Consider the following 21,273-nt stretch of genomic DNA (forward strand, 5'->3'; position numbering starts at 1 on the left):
AAACGGTAATTAGGCGCAACACCTCGTTGTAAACGCTACTATGTCTTCCCTGAGTTCACTGGGGAAATATTGAGCATAGCAAGCAGGTAAAACAAAAAATCATAAATAAAAGGCAATGGGAGCGCATTCCATTGCCTTTTGTTTTACTAAAATGAACATTGAGTAAGGACGTTAAACATCATGCGCTTAGCAACAGACGGAACAAAACAAAATGCATCGCTATTCTATTTAGCATTGTCGTTATTTATTTCGCTTACCTTTGCAGCGCTCACTGCGTCCAATGCATTTGCATCAAGCAAAGCACCCTTGAATGACTTTGTAAAAGGCCTTAAGCAAGAGCAGCAAGATCAGTATGTAGTGCTCATTTCTCTTGATGGATTTCGCCACGACTATATCGAATTGCACAACGCGCAACACCTTGGTGCTATTGCAAAGAAAGGGGTAAGAGCGTCGTCTATGACCCCTGTTTATCCTTCAAATACCTTTCCCAACCATATTTCACTGATCACTGGGTTATTACCGAAACACCACGGCATCGTGAACAATCGATTTTTTGATAAGTCTCGCCCAACGAAAGAAGGCTACGCGCAGTACAAGCTGGGTTACGGCGGCATGGACAGCACGTGGATTACGGCAACGCCGCTATGGAACTTAGTGGAATATCATGGCATGAAGGCAGCTACCTTCTTCTGGCCAGAGTCTGATTCACGCATATCAGGTACCTTACCTAGCTACTTCTATCACTACTCTAAATACGCCGATTACCAGCAGCGGGTAGATCAAATTATAACTTGGTTGAAACTGCCTGAGGTGTCGCGCCCTCGCTTTATTGCGGGTTATTTCTCGCTTACCGATTCGGTTGGACATGATGAAGGACCTTTTGCCGACAAAACCAATGATGCGGTGCAGGAAGTGGATGCGCTTATTGGTCAACTTTATGAACGCATTAACGCATTAGATTTGCCGGTAAACTTGGTGGTGGTGTCGGATCACGGCATGACACCCATTGATGAAAGTCAGCTTATAGAAGTTGAGTCTTTATCTATACCTGATAGCTTCATTATTGAAAATGAAGGAGCGCAAGTTCATCTTTACGCCAAAGTGGGCGTGAACGATAAACAAATCACCGAAGAAACAGAACGTCTTACCCATATAGCCGAAAACCGTTACATTGTGCTTAACGATACCCAGCGCGCTGAGCGACATATGGAAGCGGGAAATAGAACCGGCGATATTATTATTGAGATAGCCCCGCCAGCACGCTTTAAAAACGCCAACAGCATGCATATTAGTAAAGGTGGGCATGGCTACATGAACACGCTGCCTGATATGGGGGCGACGTTTGTTGCAGTGGGACCTGCGTTTAAAACGAATACCACCCTACCAGTGTTTAGCAATCTGGAGGTTTATCCTGCGTTGGCCAAAATACTTGGCATTGCGCCGGTTACGCCGATAGATGGTAAGTTAGATGTTCTGGAAAAGGCGCTTACTCTTTAACTTTTCCCTTATCCCATACTTTACTCTCATTGCCCGCTAGAAGTCGGGCAATGTTGTCTTTGTGGCGTAGAATGATAAGCAGCGAAAGCATTGCCACGGGCACGGTATATAAAGGCTTAATCAAAAATGTAAATAACGGCGCAAGAGATACTGCGATAAGCGCGCCCAATGAAGAATAGCCTGTAAGAAACACCGCTACTACCCAACTCAAAATAAGCAAACCTGCTAAATCGAGGCCTATTGGGAGCATAGCGCCAAACGCAGTGGCGACGGCTTTTCCACCTTTGAAACCAAAATAGAGCGGAAAGATATGCCCCAAGCACGCAAAAATAGCAATGACGCCTAACATAATTGGCTCTATGTCCAGAAAGTAACTGCCGTAAACGGGAATAGTGCCTTTTAGTATATCCATGACAAGCACGAGGAGTGCTGGAACACGACCGCCCAGTCGATACACATTGGTAGCACCTGGATTTTTAGAGCCGGCGGTTCGTGGGTCTGGTAAACCAAACAGCTGGCTTATAACCACAGCACTTGAAAGTGAACCGAAAAGATAGGCAACAGCGATCATCAAAAGAGTTAGCGAAATCATTTTGTCATTCTAATTATTAAAAATATTGCCTTTTATTACGTTAAATTTGGTGTGTGCAAGTTCAATGGGCTTTAGTCGCATTAAATTGTGAAACCTTGGTTGCTCCCAGTTGTCATACAGCGGTATAGTTGTGCCACACAAGCGTAAAGCTACTCCATCCAAACGCGATATGCCACCGTTTACCAGCAATATGTGGGTGAAAGCGCAGTAGTAAGACCAGTAGTAGGGCCAATAAAAACGGCGATAAACTGGTTTGATAACAGAACAAGATGAAAAATTCCATGGGAAAAATTTATATAACAGGGCTTGAAGTAGACACCCTGATTGGTGTTTATGACTGGGAGCGAGTAAGAACCACCCAGCTACTTCTTGATGTAACACTTGATGTTGATTTAAGCGCTGCGATGCAAAGCGACGATGTTGCAGACACAGTAGACTATGCAAAAGTGGCAGAGTGTATTGTAGAAGCAGGCAAAGAAAGCACATTTGAGCTGCTTGAAGCTTTAGGTAATAAAGTGATGGACGCCGTTCTTGATAATTTCACCGTTGCGTCAATAACACTTAAAATTGTTAAGCCTAATATCCTTCCCAATGCGCAAACGGTTGCTGTTGAAATGCGTAAAGAGCGCAATTGATGTCACAACACACCATCTTAATCAGCATTGGCTCTAATATTGAACGTGAGCATTACACCAAGCAATCTTTAGTTGCCCTGAAACAGCACTTCTCAGATGTTGCAGTGTCTTCGGTCTACGAGAGCGAAGCGGTGGGCTTCAATGGAAGCCCTTTTTATAATGCTGCTGCCCGTGCGACGACGTCAAAAAGTATTAAGGAAGTGTGCGCAATTCTTAAAGCCATTGAAAAAGACAATGGCAGGGTGCATACAGACAAAAAATTCTGTGCCAGAACCCTTGATCTCGACTTGCTTACCTATGATAGTAAGGTGACCACAACCCCTGTGGTTTTACCTCGCGAAGAGATTTGCTACAACGCGTTTGTGCTTTGGCCGTTAGCTGAACTTGTTCCCAACGACATTCACCCTGAAACGCAAGAAACCTATGCCAAAATGTGGCAAAACTTTGATAAACAGAAACAGCAATTATGGCCGATTGACTTTACTTGGAGTTAAGCAAAGGAATGACACTTTTTGAAATTATTATTTTAGCAATTATTCAGGGCGTTACTGAATTTCTTCCTATCAGCAGCTCTGGACACTTGTTGTTGCCCGCTGAACTTTTTGGTTGGGTAAGTCAGGGCTTAGCGTTTGATGTCGCCGTTCATGTGGGAAGCCTGCTTGCGGTTATGATCTATTTTCGTCAAGAAATCGCTCAGATGACCGTAGCTTGGGTAACACAAGGGTTTAGCAAGCAACAATCTACCGACAGTAAGCTTGCTTGGTACGTTATTGTGGCAACTATTCCAGCGGTTATTATTGGCTTTTTAATGAAAGGCTGGATAGAAGAAAACGCACGTACGGCGCTGGTAATAGCGGGTACCACTATTATTTTTGGTTTGCTGCTATGGTACGCCGATGCCACTGCAAAACGCGAACAAGAGCTTGAAGGACTGACACTTAAGCAAGCCATCTATATCGGGTTAGCCCAAGTATTGGCACTCATTCCTGGCACATCTCGCTCAGGTATTACGATGACTGCAGGTTTGATGTTAGGCCTTAAGCGCGAAGCGTGTGCACGCTTTTCCTTTTTGCTGTCTATTCCAGTTATTTTAGGCGCGGGGCTTTTGGCCACTCTCGACCTGCTTAATGCCAACGAAGCGGTAGACTGGTATGCGCTGCTTTATGGCGCGGCGTTTTCATTCGTAAGCGCCTACCTTTGTATCTATTTGTTCCTAAGCTGGATATCGCGTATCGGCATGCTGCCTTTTGTTATCTATCGCTTGGCGTTAGGCGTAATACTACTGTGGTTTGTTTTCGCTTAAGTAAAGAAAAAAGGGCGTTGTCTTTCGTATGAGGGGGCTTCGTATGAGGGGGTTATTCGCATGAGAATGTGCCCCAGCGCCGCACAATAGCACTTAATTTTTAATTATGTTCGCAGGCAAATGTTTTAACGCCGCTAACGTAATTGGTAATCACCTAATAGGTAAGGGAAGTGAGATATGGCAGAAACAATATTTGATAAAATCATCAGCAAGGAAATTCCAGCGGACATATTGTACGAAGATGAATTGGCGCTGGCGTTTAAAGATATAAACCCTCAGGCACCGACTCACTTTCTGGTTATTCCAAAAAAGCAAATTGCAACGGTAAACGATATAGCCGAAGAAGATCGCGAAGTGGTGGGGCACTTGTCATTTGTTGCAGCAAAAATTGCAAAGGAGCAAGGGTTTGCTGACCAAGGCTTTCGTACGGTAATGAACTGTAATGAATACGGTGGTCAAACGGTATATCACATTCACCTTCACGTGTTGGCAGGCAAACCGCTAGGCTGGCCTCCGTATACTGAAAATATGAAGCAACACGTAGAGTAGCGTGGAAAGATAGGAATACAAAAATGCCGCCCTAGATAGTTATCCCAGGGCGGCATTTTTATTTTATGAGTACAGTACTTACTTAGTTAGCAAGCCCCAGTACTTTCTTACCTTGGTTGAAGTGAATATCAACTGGAATACTCGCTGCCTCTAGGCGCGCTAAATCTGAAGCAAGATCGGGTTTAATTACACCCATAGTTTCTACTAGCTTCGCTACGCCATCGTAATCGCCGTCACCTTGTAACGTAAGGATTAGTTCAGATAGTGCTTCTACTGCGGCGCCCATCTTCTCCATATTTACGCGATACATGCCGTCTTCTGTTTTCTCGAAGGCGCCTTGCTGGGCAAAAAAGTTAAAGCGGATCATGTTCGCTTTTCCGTGTGCAGAACTTGCGCCGAAACGCACGGAACGGAAAATGCCAGCCATAAAGGTAACGTAATAATCTTCTAGTGTTCCTTCAGTGATTTCACCTTTTTCAAGAAGACTTTGTACCATGTACAAACCTAGAATATCCGCTTTGCCTTCTTCAAGAGCTGACGCATGCTCTTTAAGTGCTCCGCGCACAGTCCCTGAACCATCTAGGGTATTCTTAATCCCTAAACCGTGTGCCACTTCATGAAACATGGTGTTCGCGAAAAAGGCGTCAAACGTAATGTGTTCACGTTGCTCTGGTACAATTAACGTATCCGCAATAGGCACCAAAATAGTATCGAACTTTGCACGCATTGCGTTTTTAAGCTGCAGACGGCGGGTACCTTTTTCTAGCTGTACTCGCTCATCATTGGGCAAGTTAATTGCAATGGTCTTACTGCCAGCATTAGAGTGGCCGGCATAATAAATAACATCATAAGCGTTAAGGTCTGCATCAGAACCTGGCATTTCCGCTTTATATGCCTCAGCAACCGGAAGGCCTTGCTGTAATTCAGGTAAAAAAGCCGCATATTTAGCTAGCTTTTCACTCCATGCTAAATCTTTAATGAGTACATAGGCTTCAAACGCTGCGCGATAGCCAAAGAGTTGATCTTCGTAGCTTTCAATAGGACCGATAACCAGCTCAATAGGGTTGGTTTTCATATCCATCCACGCCATGTCAGAAGCCAGGTAGTCGTTTGATAGTAGGGCTTCAGAACGCAGCTGCAAATATTGTTTAAAGCTTTCATCTTCAGCAAGCTCTGACGCTTTTTTAAGTAAGTCAGACGCCTTCATTAATTCGCTTTTAAAGGCTTCAGAATAAGGCACCGAATAAAGGTTGCCCGCTTCATCGCGCTTCACCATGGAATAAAGGCCTTGTTTGTCGCCAAAATCTGCCGTGGCAAATTCCTCTTTTTCCATATCATGGGGGTAGAACTCAGCGCCCAGCGCTTTGTCTTCATAGCCACTTAAAAAAGGTGTATCGCCATTTAAGCGATCCCAAGGTCCATAGTTTATCGCTGCAAAGTGGCGAACTTTTTCGTCACTAATTGACGAAAGAAATGCATCTTTATCTTCAAAGAACGCTTGTTTCCAGAACAAGTCGTCCATGATTTTCGATGCATCAATTAACAGTGAAAGCATTTTGTGTTGATTGTCACTAAGGTGTGACAAATCGCTGGTAAGATCTACGCCGTGATAAATAGATAAGCGAGACTCATCAACAAGTAAGGTTTGCTCGGAAGCGGTTTCAGGCTTTGCTGTTTGAGTTGGTGTTGTATCGGCGCTTTTGCTGCACGCGGTCAGCATAAATAAACCCGCTACTGCAGCTGCAATAGGAGAATAAGTTGTAATTGTTTTTTTCATAATGACTCTTACCGTGTGGTTTAACCGCATTGATTTACAGTATGCGGGGCGGTGAATAGGTAGCTCACTATAGCTATGCTTTTGATTTAATAAAAAAGTATGAAAAATATTTGCTTAATATCAATAGTGGTTTGCTACCAGTTGACTATACTTTTAAAAAGCTCTGGTGGTTCTACCGTTGCTAATAATTCGCATCGACAATGTATTTTTTTAGTTGGTCGAAACTAAAGAGCTACTATAGTATGGTGATAGAAATACCATAATAAAACAATAAACGGTTTGTATTTTAGCGTGAAGCATAGAGGCCTATGTAAGTTAACGCACGGAATGCAACGCACAAACATCGAATCTATTTTAGTCATCAGTTTTGCTGGTGGTCGAGATGATTAACTGGTAAAGCAACCTATCGCCTTCACGAGGCTATTTGGAACTTTCTAAGGGTAGAAATATGTCTACACAGAACGCGCTTTCAACCATTTTGGTTGAAAAAATTAACAATGACACACTCGTCCTTCCCACGCTTCCTGCTATTGCATTGAAAGTCCGCAAAGCGGCAGACGATCCCGACATTAATTTAAACGCGATGGGAGATGTGATTGGTCAAGATCCATCGCTTAGCGCAAGAATGATTAAAATTGCGAACAGCGCTTACATGGGGCGCAGCGTAAAAGTGACCTCGATCAGCCAAGCGGTGACTCGAATTGGTCTGCGCCAAATTAAGAATATTTCTACAGCGTTGGCCATGGAGCAGCTATTCGTTTCCAAAAACGACGTTGTCGCACGCTATTTACAGCAAGAGTGGGCAAATACAGTTAATATCGTGGCTAACTCTATGGCGGTGCTTCAGCTTTACATAGCGCGTACCAAAAAGCGTGAAATGAGCATGGATACCATGACACTAGCGGCACTGGTTCACAACATTGGTGTTCTGCCTATTTTGACTGAGGCTGAGCGTCACCCTGAAGTCTTTGCGAACCCTTCATTCCTTGAAGTGGCAATCGATAAATTAGCTGGTCGTATTGGTGCAAGCATTATGACAGAGTGGGGCTTCGGAGAAACCTTCGTTAACGTTTCAAAAAATTGGAAAGACCTAAGCTACATGCCAGAAGAGTTAACCTACATTGATTTCGTTCGTGTTGGCGCTGCAGTCTCAGGTGCGGTAGACAGTCTAAAAGATGCGATCTTAAACTTAGCTATTCAGCGCGGTGTGGTTGAAGATATGGGCGAGCTTCACTCTGATGAGTTTGAAGAGCTTGCAAGCGCAGCGAAGCAGATCTTCTTGTAAGTGTTTTAAGCTACAAAATACTGCAAAGGCCGGTACTGAAGCATAACTTCAGTACCGGCCTTTTCGTTATGAAAAGCTGAAAAATGCAAAGCTGACAATGAAAAAGCACAAAGCAAACAAATGCTGCTACGCGCTAACAGGCTTCTTTTGAACGTAAAGCAGCAATAAACCTAACCCTAATCCCCACACCGCTGAGGTCATGGAATATAAACTAAATCCTGACGCCGTACACAGCATGGTAAGCAACGCAGGAGCCCTGTGGTGCTCTACTTCCATGGCGCGAACCACTGCTCCTTGCAGCGTAGCTAATAGGGCTAGTCCAGCAAGCAGATGAATAATGATACTGGGCATACTCACAAATAGCGCAACGACCACAGACGCTAATAACCCCATGAACAAATATGCCACTCCCGCTGCTATAGCGGCTTTATAGCGCTGCGACTTTTCATTATCCGTTTGCTCGCCCATGCATAGCGCTGCCGTTATCGCCGCTAAGTTAAAGGTAAAACCACCGAAAGGTGCTAATAAGGCTTGAACAATGGCAATGCCTGACAAAATGGGTTTGTGGTCGGGCGTATAGCCATGGGCGTGATGAATAGCTATGCCTGGCAAGTTTTGAGAAAGCGTGGTGATAAGAAAAAGGGGAAATGCTAATCCAATGGCAGCACTCAGTGAGAAAGTGGGCGTTACCCAAATAGGCTCGGGCAGGGTGAATATTGATGACAGCCCTGGTGAGTCGCTTGGTAAAGCAACCACACCATCTGCACTACTCATAAACAAGCTAATGGTCACCGACATGACCAGCAACAACAGCATAAGATAGCGGGGAAATAGTCGGCTTCCTACTAAATAAGTCGCGATAAATAACGCAACTAAGTACGGCGCGTCATTAACATCACTGAATATAGCAAGGCATATAGGTAAGAGAATGCCGGCCAAAAGCGCCGATGAGATTGCAGGGGGAATCCGGCTTATTTGTTTAAGCAGGCTACGGCTTTGCGCAGTTACAAGAGAAAGCAAGGCACATAGCATAAATGCACCAATAGCTTCACTTAAACGGTAGTCACCGATACTGGTTAACAAAAAGGCCGCGCCAGGGGTAGACCAAGCGGTAACAACGGGCAGTTTGGATAGCCACGAAAACAGAATGCAGGTAATGCCCATACCGAGCCCAAGCGCCAACAACCAACTCACTACCATGTCGTCGCTGGCGCCGGCTTTACGCGCTACATCAATGATAATGACAACAGAACTACTGTAACCTACTGTAACTGCGGTTAGCCCTGCGCTGATATGACTTAACTTCCACTTGCTCATGAAAACCCTCGTGATGGAATTTCGATTTGGAATCGACCGAGCGATGAAACACGCTTTTAGTGTCTATCGAATGTGCTACTCTACCTTTTTGTGCGCTATAACGTACAATAGTTAACTTAACATCTGTGCGTTATAGCGCACAACTGCTTTATTAAACTCAGCGTCAAAATAAAAGGCCTTCATTACATGACAAAAGCAAATGCGCAGCCTTCTGCTATTTCAAGAAGTATTGCACAGCACCTGCAGTCTGTTCGTAAAGCTCGGGGGCTTTCCCTTGATAAAACCGCGCAGTTGACGGGAGTGTCTAAAGCCATGTTGGGGCAAATAGAACGAGGCGAGTCTAGCCCCACAATCGCTACCTTGTGGAAGATAGCAACCGGTCTTGCGTGTTCTTTTTCTTCTTTCTTGTCAGGTGATGAAACCGCACCTACGTCTCAACATGCCGATAACAAGTTCGCTAACGACCCAAACGTAACTATAAAAACGCTATTCCCGTTTAACTCAGCCACCCAGTTTGAAATGTTTGAACTATGCTTAACGGACTTTCATGAGCAGCACTCTTCGGCGCATCAAATAGGCGTCACCGAACATATTCACGTACTACAAGGAAAGTTAGGGGTTTTGCAAGATGGTCAATGGCAAACTTATCAAGCGCAAGAGCAGTGTATATTACGCGCAGACCAGCCCCACGGTTATCGAGATGAAGTAGGAGAAACGCGCTTTATTGTGGTTATTCACTATCCAACTTAAAGCGGTTGGGCAACTTTCTTGCAAAAGCTAGGAAAAAGGCTAGGAAAAAAGCTAAGAAGTATTTGCGCTAAATGACGGTTGCCAGTTCAAACAAGCAAGTTAATTAACAGTACCTAATAAAAAGCCTAACTACCCCAAGGTAATTAGGCTTTTCGATAGCGCTAGGCTATCTTTTTCATCGGCTTAATATTTATTTGCCATAAGTTTATAAACTATCGTCGTTAAGATTAAGCGCACCACGAAGGAAGTTAAGCAGTGTACAAATTTCGGCTGACATAAGCGCGAACTCTGCATCAAGGCGCGCTTCAACCTGATCTTTTGGCACATCGTCAGTTTCTTCTTTAATGCGATCGGTGAACTTAACACGTTTAATGGCGCCATCCTCACACATAATAGCCGTCAACGTCTCTGCATATTCGAATGCAACCTTTTGAACCAGCTTACCGGCATCCAAATGAATACTAATTTCTTCGCTGTCTAACGGCTGGTTTTTACAACGAATAACGCTGCCAGTGTCATCGGTAGATTTAAGTTCAGCTTCTTCAAGTAGACCTACACCTTCTGGTGTTGACTCAGTAACCCAGTGCGTAAGCTCGCTTTGAAGGCTTCTACGCGTAAATGGCACTACCGGAAGTGAGCCTATGGCTTTTCTTACCATGGCCAAAAAGGCTTCGGCTTTGCCATCAGATGATGCGTCTACTACGACTAAGTTGTCAGCAAGCGAAATAAAGCCGTGAGTGTAGGCGTTTTTCGTAAATGCCTGGGGCAGCAAGCGGGTTTGAATTTCTTGTTTAAGATCTGCCTTGGCTTTTTTACCTACCGGCGAACCGGTTTCCATTTCAATTTTGGCCACCATTTCGTCAAGCTCGGCATTTACCACTGCGCCGGGCAAGATCTTTTCTTGTTTCTTTAGGGTTATCCAAAAACGCTGTTGAACAACATGGAACATGGTGCCTTGCTTACCCGCCTGAGAAAACGGAGAGGCGAACCCCATGGTTGCTAAGTCTTGGCTACCGCACGGGCGAAAAGCGTGTTCGTTAAGGGCACGTTCTAAATCGCCCTCGTCTAGCGATAACGGCTGAGTAATTTGATAGGCTTTTACATTTTTAAACCACATAGTGTAAGCATTCTCTTGATAAAAATAGGGCGCAAGCCTACCAACGTAAGACTCGCGGTGCAATTGAATAAAAGGCCCTAGAAAGCGGGCACCTTAGATTGATAGTGGCAAGAAAGGTTAAGCACTCTTTTTCGGAAAACGAATGGTGTACTGTAAGCCGTTGCCAAGCGTACTGTCGGCCTCTATATGTCCATGCAGTGACTGTGTAACTAGGTTGTACATAATATGTGTGCCTAGACCGCTACCACCTTCTCCGCGTTTGGTAGTAAAGAAGGCGTCAAACAACTTACTGAGCTCTTCTTCGCTTAAACCTTTTCCGTCATCTTGGTAGTGGATCACAACATTATTACCATCTTCTTTTACATCTAGTGTTACAGAGCCGGCCGCTTTGCCTTCAAAGCCGTGCGTAATTGAGTTAACCACCATATTGGTAACGATTTGAGCGATGGCGCCGGGTGCACAGGTTACAACTAAATTGTCGGGGCAGGATACGTTAATTTGATGTTCAGTATGCTTAAAACTTGGCTTAAGCGACTGAATGATCTCGTTAATATAGTCGCCCAACACAAATTCGCGCTCGGTTTCACTGGTCTGGTCAACGGCCACCTGTTTAAAGCTGGCGATAAGATCAGATGCGCGCTCCAGGTTACTTAAAAGTAATAGCGCAGTTTGTTCCGCTTCATCGATGAAGCTTGCCATGTTCTTACTGGTCAGGCTTTTATCTTCGAAGTCGGTCTTTAAGTTGTTAAGTCGCTCTTGTAGAAAGCTGGCTGCGGTCACGCTTACGCCTAATGGCGTGTTTACGTCATGCGCGATACCGGCCACAAGACCACCAAGCGACGCCATGCGCTCCGACTCGACTAATTGCTCTTGCGCTTGATGAAGTGTATCCATCGAACTGGCTAGCTCTTGGTTACGTTTGCGCAGTTCGGCTTCTATATACTGACGATTTTCGTTTTCCTGGCGAAGCTCTCTCTGGTGGGCAATAAGCTCGTCTTTTTGCTGCTCTAAGTCGAGCATGATCTGAGACAACGACGCTGTTTTCTTTGCCACTTCTTGTTCTAAAATCAGGTTTTGGTCGTCTAGCTTCTTGTTGGCAAGAGTGAGCTCATTCTGCGCGTCTTTCAGCTTATTGTTTGAAATAATAAGGTCGTCAATAACGTGGTTGTATGATTCCTTAAGCTGTAATAGCTCGTTGTCATCATCGAGCTTTATGCTGAGTTTGCTCTCTTCTGGGTGCTGAGGATCGAAATTACCCATTTGCTCGGTGATGGTTTGCAGCGGTTCAGAAAGCATGGTGCGAAATGCGGTCATGAACAAGAAGACCAGAAAAGTGGTTTTTACTAACGCATTACCGATAAGAAAAAATACGCCCACTTCAATACGGCTAAAAATAGTATCAAAGCTAGAATACAAGGTAACGTCGCCAACCGTAGATTCGCGACCTGAAAATTTAAATACTAGTGGGAAGCTGTAGCTAAATACGCCGCCGGGATGATCTTCAATTATTTCACGGTCAACCGGAGCAGGAGAGCGCTGAGCACGGATGCCGTACTCGGCAATGTAGTTACCGTTTTCACCACGAACTTGAAGCCCTTCAACTATTGGAAGCGACATTAACCCTTCGGCGATGGCACGCACTTGGTCGTGGTTAAGTTCCCACAAAGCGCGGGTCAGGCTAGAAGAAAAGGTGTTTTTTAGCGTTTGAAGCTCGCCTTCAACGTGATTTTTCGTGCTGAGGTATTCTGTAAAGATCTGTCCTACCGTCACTAGCAGCGTGAGAGAAAAGTACACTGACAACACTCTGGCTAAGAGCTTCCTTGATAACCCTGTCTTGACCGCAGCCATCGATAAACACACCCCTGTTACATCAGACCTTTTAAATCACCGACAACGCTTGGTAGTTGCTCACCTTTGCAACAATAACAGTCGGTTTTATGTAATTTCAAGAATATGCGTAATCGTATGAATAAACAAGATTATGTATTTAAACTTTGGAACAAGCTTGTATTAAACTTGACACATAAATGTAATCGTTTTAATAAAACTGTCACAGACCACATTAATAATAACGGCGTTTAAAAATGAGCAGGAATATTACGATGTCTCGTACAGTGTTGGTGGTTGAGGACGAAGCGCCTATCCGTGAAATGCTTAAGTTTGTGCTTGAGCAATCTGGTTTTAACATTATTGAAGCCGAAGATTTCGACATCGCGCAAGAAAAAATTTGCGAACCTTACCCAGATTTAATCTTATTAGATTGGATGTTGCCGGGAGGAAGCGGTGTACAGCTAGCTAAAAGTTTAAAGCAGCACGAGTTTACTCGTGACATTCCCGTCATCATGCTTACGGCCCGTGGCGAGGAAGAAGACAAAATTCGCGGCCTGGATGCAGGTGCAGATGACTACGTTACTAAACCATTCTCGCCGAAAGAGCTTGTGGCAAGAATAAAAGCAGTGATGCGAAGAGTTACGCCTACATCAAGCGAGGAGCCCATTGAATTTAATGGTCTTAAACTTGAACCGGTATCACATCGCGTAATGGCGAATGAAGAACCGTTAGACATGGGGCCGACTGAATTTAAGTTGTTACACTTCTTTATGACGCACCCAGAACGTGTCTATAGCCGAGAGCTATTGCTGGATAATGTTTGGGGAACCAATGTTTATGTAGAAGACAGAACGGTAGATGTACATATTCGACGTCTACGCAAAGCTATCTCTCGCCACGGACATGATGCTATGATCCAGACTGTACGCGGCGCGGGTTACCGTTTTTCTACTAAGCTGTAATAAATGTAGTGTTTAGGGAGTAACATGGTGTTATTCCCTTGATGCCGCTGCGCCATCTGGGCATGCGCCCAATTCCACCTTTAACAACGCGAGCTATTTCATGTATTACCCGTTCTCTTGGTTGAGAAGTACATTGCGCTTAGTGCTATTCCTTGTGGTTTTTGCGCTAGTCGGGTGGTATTTAGATGATATGTTATTCGCCGTTGCTATTGGCGCAACCCTGCTACTGCTATTTAACTACTGGCATCTTTACAAGCTAAATCGCTGGTTATGGCATAGTCGTAAAATGTCACCACCTACCGTGCGTGGCGTGTGGGAACATATTTATGAAGGGATTTATTACCTTCAGCGTCGTAACCGCAATAAGCGCAAAGAGCTTGGTGAATTGGTAAAGCGCTTTAGAGAGGGTTCTGAAGCCTTGCCTGATGCGGCGGTAGTGGTTGATGCTAAGGCCTGCATTATTTGGTGTAACCGCCTTGCTCGCTTGGATTTAGGGCTTAAATGGCCGCAAGACTCTGGGCGTCGAATCGACAACTTGTTGCGCCATCCGGAGTTTATTCAGTACTTTCATGCAGGGAATTATAAATACCCCATTGAAGTACCGTCACCTACCAACCCCAACAAAACCTTTGAATACCGGATTATGCCGTATGGCGATGAGCACTTGTTGCTGATTGCTCGTGACATAACGCGGGTGTCCCAGCTTGAAGAAATGCGTAAGGACTTTGTTGCAAATGTGTCTCATGAATTGCGTACGCCGCTAACGGTCATTAACGGATACCTTGAAATTCTTCCTATTGATGAAGACTCCGATCCATTCATGCAAAAAGCGATGAAAGAAATGACATCGCAAACCCACCGTATGCAAAACTTGATAGAGGACTTGCTGGTGTTGTCGCGCATTGAAGCAAGCTCGGAACGCATCTACGAAAATGTTGTGAATATTCCTGTGGTCCTTGCGCAAGTGGAAAGAGAAGCGCAGGCGCTTAATAAAGAGAAAAATCACACAATAAACTTCCACATCGACAAAGAACTCTATGTTTTCGGCGTTGAGACCGAGCTTCGAAGTGCTTGCTCAAACCTAGTGTTCAATGCGGTGCACTACACACCTGCCGGTGGTGAAATTAATGTGTACTGGCGACGTAAACACAATGGCGCGCAATTTTCTGTGGTAGATAACGGTGATGGTATTGAGCCAAATCATCTAAACCGCCTTACCGAGCGCTTTTATCGCGTGGATAAAGCGCGCTCTCGCAAAACCGGTGGCTCTGGCTTAGGTCTTTCCATTGTAAAACATGTACTAAGTCATCATAATTCCCGTTTAGATATAACCAGTACATTGGGTGAGGGCAGCAATTTCTCGTTTGTACTGGATAACGAGTTGATTGCAGAGCAACTGTAACCCTAAGAGGCGAGAAGTGTTGGTGAGCAAAAAGCATGAGAAGATGAAAGGGCAACGCTATCGCCTTTCAACGTTACTTTTAGTAATAGGCTTATTGTTACCATTTGGAACCCTGGCTGATTCTCAAAATACTCAAAGCTCGTCATCTGCTTCTGGTAGCTATCAAGTACCTGCCTATGAACGTAAGCCTGGGGTGGCAGGAAAAATATCCTCTGTTGGCTCAGACACGCTGGCAAACTTAATGACCTTTTGGTCACAGGAGTTTAAAACCCTCTATCCTCAGGTCGGCTTTCAAATACAGGCGTCAGGTTCATCCACCGCACCGCCGGCACTTATTGAAGGTACTGCCACTATAGGCCCTATGAGCCGAGAACTAAAACCCAGTGAAATACGGGATTTTACGCGAACACACGGTTACCCGCCCACGGTATTAAAAGTGGCAATGGATGCCATCGCCATTTTTGTGGACAGACGCAATCCTCTGCCGGGTATGACCCTTGAGCAAGTTGACGCGGTGTTTTCTGAAACCCAGTTTTGTGGCAGCAATACCGCCATTACTAATTGGTCTCAGCTCGGCGTTAACGATATAGGCTATCGTTCTCCTATCAGGCTGTACGGTCGAAATTCAGTATCGGGTACTTACGGCTTGTTTAAAGTGATGGCGCTATGCGATGGTGACTTTAAGAATACGGTGAACGAACAACCTGGCTCTGCATCTGTAGTATTGTCCGTGGCCAGCGGTACAGGCGCGATTGGCTATGCCGCTTACGGCTATAAAACCGCAGGAGTTCGCGCTCTGCCTTTAGGTGAGTCGCTAGATAGCTTAATCCCTCTTTCTATTGATACGGTGCGCAACGAAACGTATCCGTTTGCCCGTTTTCTTTATTTAGTGATAAATAAAAAGCCTGGTGAGCCTTTACCTACTCTGGAAAGGGAGTTTTTGCGCTATATCTTGTCACAGGAAGGGCAGCAGCAGGTATTAAGAGACGGATATTTTCCCATTCGTGAAGACGTACTGGTACGCCAGCGTCGATTATTGGAATAGAAAAGTGAAAGTAGAAGCCGCATCACTCGCCGTTAAAAGCAAAGGATAAAACTGTGTCGTATATGCCGCCAGCGTGGAAACAATGGGTTGTCAAATGCCTGCTATCAGGGACAGCTGTGCCAACTATCGTGACAACCCTAGCGGAAAACGGTTTTTCTCCCGACACTATTAAAAAAGTGCTCGGCGCCAATTTGCCCACTAATTATCAGTTTTCACCCTCTTCAAGTTTCTACGAGAAGCTAGCAAAAAGTGCTATCGCCCGCGTGGAAAAGGCTAAGCCACTTGCCGAGCCCAGTGACATTCAGCTCTTCTCGTACGATGACTTCTTGAGCAGCCAAGAGTGTGACGACATTGTTGCGCTGACTAAAGATAAACTCGCGCCCTCTAAATTGGCAGGAGCCGCTAGCGCTGATGACATTAGAACCTCTTCAACATGTGAATTAGCCTTTCTCGGTAATAAGCTGGTCAAAGACGTTGATAGTCGCATTGTTTCAACCCTTAGTTTGGGCGTGGGAGAAGGAGAAGTTATTCAGGCCCAGCACTACAATGTTGGGGAATATTACAAACCTCACTACGACTTCTTTCCTCCAGGAAGCCCGCAGTACAAAGCGCATTGTCTATCGCGTGGTCAGCGAACGTGGACATGCATGATTTACTTGAATGATGAATGTGACGGCGGTCACACCCGCTTCACCAAGCTAGATATTGCAGTAAAACCGAAAAAGGGGATGGCACTCTTTTGGAATAATTTGCTGCCCTCTGGCGACCCCAACCTTAACAGTATTCATTTCGCAGAACCTGTCACTCGTGGTCACAAAACTGTCATAACCAAATGGTTTAGAACGAAAAACTAAACGCCTCAAGCCAAGCTTTTAGTTTTATTTTTAATCAATCTTGTTTTATCTAATTGAAAAGTAATAGCTTTACGCTGGCTTTAGTTCAAAGCTGAAAAAGTTCAAATAAATTCGATAAGTTTTTTACTTTGTAACAAAAATGTCACCGATCTCCTTTACTCTCTAGCAAACCTTAGAATCCGTATTACAAAAATCTGGAGAATTTAATGGAAATTCGTAACATATTTAAGGTAAGTGCTATCACGACTGCGCTTGTCCTTGCAGGCTGTGGCGGTGACATCAATATCAATGAAGGTGATGAAGTAGTAACAACTCCAACAACACCAACTACACCTACAACACCAACAACACCGACTACCCCTGATGTAGATACGCCGTTCTCTCTAGGCTTTGCCACAGACGTATCAAGCGAATTCTCAGGAACGATTACAGATAAGCCTGTTTATCGTTTAGATACCGATTTAACCATCACTCAAGATATGACCTTAACGAACGATGCTCACTGGATCATCAAAGGTCGTACGGCGGTTGGTAACGACAACGCTGATGCAGCGGTACTAACTATTCAAGAAGGTACTACAGTAATCGGCGAAGACGGCGATGACTTCTTAGTTGTTCGTCGTGGCTCTCAAATTGACGCATCTGGTACGTCTTCAGCGCCTATCGTTATGACATCGGTACAGGACGTTACTGGTGAAGAAACTTCAATCGGTCAGTGGGGCGGTGTAGTTCTACTTGGTAACGCACCAACTAACCTTTGTAATACGGGTGACGATGCAGATACGTCTGACGAAGAACTTGCAAACTGTGGTGTTTCTGCAGAAGGTGATGCAGGTCTTTACGGCGGTAATAACCCAGAAGATAACTCAGGTACGCTAGAGTACGTTGTAGTTAAGCATGCGGGTAAAGCTCTGGCATCAGGCGACGAGCTAAACGGTATTTCATTCGCTGGTATCGGTTCAGGCACCACAGTTAACTATATTCAGGTTCACCAAAACCTTGATGACGGTATTGAATTCTTCGGTGGTACAGTTAACGTAAGTAACGTTGTACTTACTGATATCGGTGACGATTCACTAGATTGGTCATTTGGCTGGACTGGTAGCGCAACTAACGTTTATATCCAACAGTCAGCTGACGGTGGCGACAACGCAATCGAAGCGGATAACAACGAAGATAATCCGTCTTGGTTGCCACTAACTAAGCCAACTATTTCAAACGTGACTATTGTTAGTGCAGACAACACCAATGGTGTACGTCTACGTAACGGTACAGCAGGCGTGCTTTCAAACGTTCTAGTAACGGGTTCTGCACTTGCAAACAACTGCCTACGTGTAAACGGTGACGAAGCAATTGCTAACGCTGAGTCGGGCGAGCTTTCTATCACTGATTCAATTGTTGCGTGTGAAACACCTGCGAACAACTTTGGTTCTGACACTATTAACGGTGGCACTACTCAAGCATGGTTTGAAGGCCAAGATGGCAACAGCGTTTTAGCTGCGTCTGCATTAATGCTTGAAGACAACGGTTACTTCCCAACGGCCTCTTCTCCTGTAGCACTTGGCGGCGGTCAATATATCGGTGCATTTAACCCTAACGGCACAGACTGGACTGTAGGTTGGACGGTAGGCGTAAACGGTGGTTTCCCAACTGACGTTCAAAACGCATTTGCACAAGGTTTAGCAACAGACGTATCGGCTGACTTCGACCTAGACAAGCCGGTTTACGAAATTGCTGCAGACACCACATTCACATCTGACGTTACACTTACTAACGATGCTTACTGGCTAATTAAAGGCCGTACTGCAGTAGGTAACGATAACGAAGACAGTGCAACACTATACATCGAACAAGGTACGACTGTGTTTGGTGAGCAAGGTGATGACTTCTTGGTAGTACGTCGTGGCTCAATGATTGAAGCTAACGGTACAGCAAGTGCACCTATCACGTTTACCTCTGTACAAGACCTTATCGGTGACGAAACGGGTATCGGCCAATGGGGCGGTATCGTACTTCTAGGTAATGCACCAACTAACCTATGTAATACCGGTGATGATTCAGATACCTCTGACGCTGAACTTGCTGCGTGTGGTGTGGCTGCTGAAGGTGACGCGGGTCTTTACGGCGGTAATAACCCTGCAGATAGCACAGGTTCACTTCGCTACGTAGTAGTTAAGCACGCAGGCCGCGCTCTTGCAGCGGGTGACGAGCTAAACGGTATTTCATTTGCAGGTATCGGTTCAGGCACTAAAGTTGAGTACATTCAAGTTCACCAAAACCTTGATGACGGTATTGAATTCTTTGGCGGTACAGTTAGCGTACGTAACGTTGTACTTACTGATATCGGTGATGACTCGCTAGATTGGTCTTTCGGTTGGACAGGTAACGCGCAAAACGTTTATATCCAACAATCAGCTGCTGGTGGCGACAATGCTATTGAAGCGGATAATAACGAAGACAACCCAGCGTGGCTTCCACTCACTAAGCCTACTATTTCTAACGTGACTATCGTTGGCGCTGACACAACTAACGGCGTTCGTCTACGCAACGGTACTGCGGGTAACATCCGCAATCTAGTTGTTACAGCTGGTGAAGGCTACTCTAACTGCCTACGAGTTAACGGCGACGAGTCGATTGCTAACGCAGTATCTGGCGAGCTTTCTGTAGAGCATTCAGTGGTTGCTTGTGAAGCCGGCAATAACTTTGGTTCAGACGCTATCGGTGGTGGTACTACTCAAACATGGTTCGAAGGTCAAACAGGTAACAGCGTGCTTACCGCTGATGCACTAATGCTTTCTAATGATGGCTTTACACCTCGCTCTGGCTCACCACTTCTTGGTGCGGGCGTTGATGTATCAGAAGAGAATGACTTCTTCGCAGCAACTGACTATATCGGTGCATTTGACGGTGACAACAACTGGATGGACGGTTGGACTGTTGCGGTAAACGATAGTATTCCTGCTGACGTTACAACGGCACTAGAGCAAGGCTTGGCGACCGACGTGTCTGCTAGCTTCCCAGACATTACTGACAAGCCTGTTTATCAGCTTGCTACTGACACCGTGTTTACTGCTGATGTATCGCTAACTAACGATGCTCACTGGCTAATTAAAGGTCGTACAGCGGTAGGTAACGACAACGCTGACAGCGCTTCACTTTACATTCAGCGCGGTACGACAGTATTCGGTGAAGATGGTGATGATTTCTTAGTTGTTCGTCGTGGCTCTAAGATTGAAGCGTCTGGTACTGCAACACTGCCAATTACCTTCACATCTTCAGAAGATATGACTGGCGGCGAAACAGCTATCGGCCAATGGGGCGGTCTAGTTATTCTAGGTAACGCACCAACAAACCTATGTAACACAGGTGACGACGGTGATACGTCTGAAGCAGAGCTTGCTAACTGTGGTGTAGCCGCAGAAGGTGATGCAGGCCTATACGGTGGAGCAGACAGTGAAGATAACTCAGGTACGCTTCGCTACGTTATCGTGAAGCACGCAGGTAAAGCACTTGCGGCAGGTGATGAGCTAAACGGTATTTCATTTGCGGGTGTAGGTAGCGGCACTGAAGTTGACTTCATCCAAGTTCACCAAAACCTAGATGATGGCGTTGAGTTCTTCGGCGGTACAGTAAACGTAAGCCACTTAGTGCTAACGGCTATCGGTGATGATTCTCTAGACTGGTCATTCGGTTGGACAGGTAAGGCGCAGTACGTAGTTATCAAACAAGATGCAGCAGGCGGCGACAATGCGTTCGAAGCTGACAACAACGAAGATAACCCTGCGTGGACACCATTGACGACACCAACAGTATCTAACGTAACAATTTTAGGTGCAGACAATACAAACGGTGTACGTCTTCGCAACGGTACAGCGGGTACAATCAAAAACCTAGTGGTTACCGGTGGCGCAAACTACAGCAACTGCCTACGAGTGAATGGTGATGAATCAATTGCTAACGCAGCAGCAGGTTCACTAACTGTGACGCACTCAACAGTAGCATGTTCATCTACGAGCGCATTTGGTTCAGACACAATTGGTACAGACAGCACGCAAGCGTGGTTTGAAGGTCAAGACGGCAACAGCGTTCTTGCTGACACTGCAGCACTTGGCTTTGACTCAACAGGTTTCGTACCTGCAAGCAATTCAGTTTTATTAGGTTCAGGCTTCGACGCTTCTACTTTGGACGCTTTCTTTGATAGCACAGACTTCCAAGGTGCATTCGACGGTGAGTCTGACTGGACACTGGGTTGGGTAACTGTTGGTCTTCAAGACTAATAAGTGAATGCGAGACACAGTAAAGCTAAGGCGTTTTAACGCCTTAGCTTTTGTGTAAGCGCAGCTACCTGATTACAGTTT

The 21,273-nt window shown here is 45.3% G+C and carries 17 protein-coding genes; 12 read left to right on the forward strand and 5 right to left on the reverse strand.

Annotated features, from left to right (window positions below; translation table 11 throughout):
* Nucleotides 1–180 precede the first annotated feature (180 nt).
* Nucleotides 181–1,497, forward strand: a complete 1,317-nt coding sequence (locus tag F0261_RS14490; protein ID WP_171338321.1) for an ectonucleotide pyrophosphatase/phosphodiesterase — start codon at nucleotides 181–183, stop codon at nucleotides 1,495–1,497.
* Here the strand turns inward: F0261_RS14490 and plsY are convergent.
* Nucleotides 1,487–2,089, reverse strand: coding sequence for a glycerol-3-phosphate 1-O-acyltransferase PlsY (gene plsY / locus F0261_RS14495; protein WP_014978323.1), 603 nt, complete (start codon nucleotides 2,087–2,089; stop codon nucleotides 1,487–1,489). The genes F0261_RS14490 and plsY overlap by 11 nt on opposite strands.
* Nucleotides 2,090–2,370: 281 nt before the next feature.
* On the opposite strand from plsY, the gene folB reads away from it, so the two are divergent.
* The 4 genes from folB (at nucleotide 2,371) to F0261_RS14515 (ending at nucleotide 4,576) form a co-directional block, all read left to right on the forward strand.
* Nucleotides 2,371–2,724, forward strand: a complete 354-nt coding sequence (gene folB / locus F0261_RS14500) for a dihydroneopterin aldolase (protein ID WP_171338322.1) — start codon at nucleotides 2,371–2,373, stop codon at nucleotides 2,722–2,724.
* Nucleotides 2,724–3,218 carry a 2-amino-4-hydroxy-6-hydroxymethyldihydropteridine diphosphokinase gene (gene folK / locus F0261_RS14505; protein WP_110288498.1) on the forward strand — a complete coding sequence of 165 codons (495 nt, stop codon included), beginning with the start codon at nucleotides 2,724–2,726 and terminating at the stop codon, nucleotides 3,216–3,218. The genes folB and folK overlap by 1 nt, the downstream gene beginning before the upstream one ends.
* A gap of 8 nt (nucleotides 3,219–3,226) precedes the next feature.
* A complete protein-coding gene (locus F0261_RS14510) occupies nucleotides 3,227–4,027 on the forward strand; it encodes an undecaprenyl-diphosphate phosphatase (protein WP_014948273.1) in 801 nt (266 codons plus the stop codon).
* 177 nt (nucleotides 4,028–4,204) lie between these two features.
* Nucleotides 4,205–4,576, forward strand: a complete 372-nt coding sequence (locus tag F0261_RS14515; RefSeq protein WP_014948274.1) for a histidine triad nucleotide-binding protein — start codon at nucleotides 4,205–4,207, stop codon at nucleotides 4,574–4,576.
* A gap of 82 nt (nucleotides 4,577–4,658) precedes the next feature.
* Here F0261_RS14515 and F0261_RS14520 read toward each other — a convergent pair whose 3' ends face one another.
* Complete coding sequence (locus tag F0261_RS14520; protein WP_171338323.1) at nucleotides 4,659–6,353, reverse strand: Zn-dependent hydrolase; 1,695 nt, start codon at nucleotides 6,351–6,353, stop codon at nucleotides 4,659–4,661.
* A gap of 448 nt (nucleotides 6,354–6,801) precedes the next feature.
* Between F0261_RS14520 and F0261_RS14525 the strand changes: the two genes are divergently transcribed.
* Nucleotides 6,802–7,638 (forward strand): HDOD domain-containing protein, encoded by an 837-nt coding sequence (locus F0261_RS14525; protein WP_171338324.1) that lies wholly within the window; start codon nucleotides 6,802–6,804, stop codon nucleotides 7,636–7,638.
* 126 nt (nucleotides 7,639–7,764) lie between these two features.
* Here F0261_RS14525 and F0261_RS14530 read toward each other — a convergent pair whose 3' ends face one another.
* Entirely contained in the window at nucleotides 7,765–8,955 is a 1,191-nt protein-coding gene (locus F0261_RS14530) for a benzoate/H(+) symporter BenE family transporter (RefSeq protein ID WP_171338325.1), read from the reverse strand.
* 186 nt (nucleotides 8,956–9,141) lie between these two features.
* Between F0261_RS14530 and F0261_RS14535 the strand changes: the two genes are divergently transcribed.
* Complete coding sequence (locus F0261_RS14535) at nucleotides 9,142–9,705, forward strand: helix-turn-helix domain-containing protein (protein WP_061094220.1); 564 nt, start codon at nucleotides 9,142–9,144, stop codon at nucleotides 9,703–9,705.
* A gap of 205 nt (nucleotides 9,706–9,910) precedes the next feature.
* On the opposite strand, the gene rdgC is transcribed toward F0261_RS14535, so the two are convergent.
* Nucleotides 9,911–10,822, reverse strand: coding sequence for a recombination-associated protein RdgC (gene rdgC / locus F0261_RS14540; protein WP_171338326.1), 912 nt, complete (start codon nucleotides 10,820–10,822; stop codon nucleotides 9,911–9,913).
* A 117-nt stretch (nucleotides 10,823–10,939) separates the two neighbouring features.
* Entirely contained in the window at nucleotides 10,940–12,670 is a 1,731-nt protein-coding gene (locus F0261_RS14545; RefSeq protein ID WP_041449809.1) for a HAMP domain-containing sensor histidine kinase, read from the reverse strand.
* Between the two features lie 254 nt (nucleotides 12,671–12,924).
* On the opposite strand from F0261_RS14545, the gene phoB reads away from it, so the two are divergent.
* From phoB to F0261_RS14570, 5 genes are all read left to right on the forward strand, one after another.
* Nucleotides 12,925–13,614, forward strand: coding sequence for a phosphate regulon transcriptional regulator PhoB (gene phoB / locus F0261_RS14550; RefSeq protein ID WP_014948281.1), 690 nt, complete (start codon nucleotides 12,925–12,927; stop codon nucleotides 13,612–13,614).
* A 100-nt stretch (nucleotides 13,615–13,714) separates the two neighbouring features.
* Nucleotides 13,715–15,016, forward strand: coding sequence for a phosphate regulon sensor histidine kinase PhoR (gene phoR / locus F0261_RS14555; protein ID WP_014978330.1), 1,302 nt, complete (start codon nucleotides 13,715–13,717; stop codon nucleotides 15,014–15,016).
* A gap of 16 nt (nucleotides 15,017–15,032) precedes the next feature.
* A complete protein-coding gene (locus F0261_RS14560; RefSeq protein ID WP_014978331.1) occupies nucleotides 15,033–16,061 on the forward strand; it encodes a PstS family phosphate ABC transporter substrate-binding protein in 1,029 nt (342 codons plus the stop codon).
* A gap of 62 nt (nucleotides 16,062–16,123) precedes the next feature.
* Nucleotides 16,124–16,915, forward strand: a complete 792-nt coding sequence (locus F0261_RS14565) for a 2OG-Fe(II) oxygenase (protein ID WP_014978332.1) — start codon at nucleotides 16,124–16,126, stop codon at nucleotides 16,913–16,915.
* Nucleotides 16,916–17,121: 206 nt separating this feature from the next.
* On the forward strand, nucleotides 17,122–21,192 hold the full coding sequence (locus F0261_RS14570) for a hypothetical protein (protein WP_171338327.1): 4,071 nt from the start codon (nucleotides 17,122–17,124) through the stop codon (nucleotides 21,190–21,192).
* The last annotated feature ends 81 nt before the right edge of the window (nucleotides 21,193–21,273 follow it).

Origin of the sequence: Alteromonas sp. 07-89-2 (assembly GCF_013113925.1) — a bacterium.
GTDB classification, from domain to species: domain Bacteria; phylum Pseudomonadota; class Gammaproteobacteria; order Enterobacterales; family Alteromonadaceae; genus Alteromonas; species Alteromonas macleodii.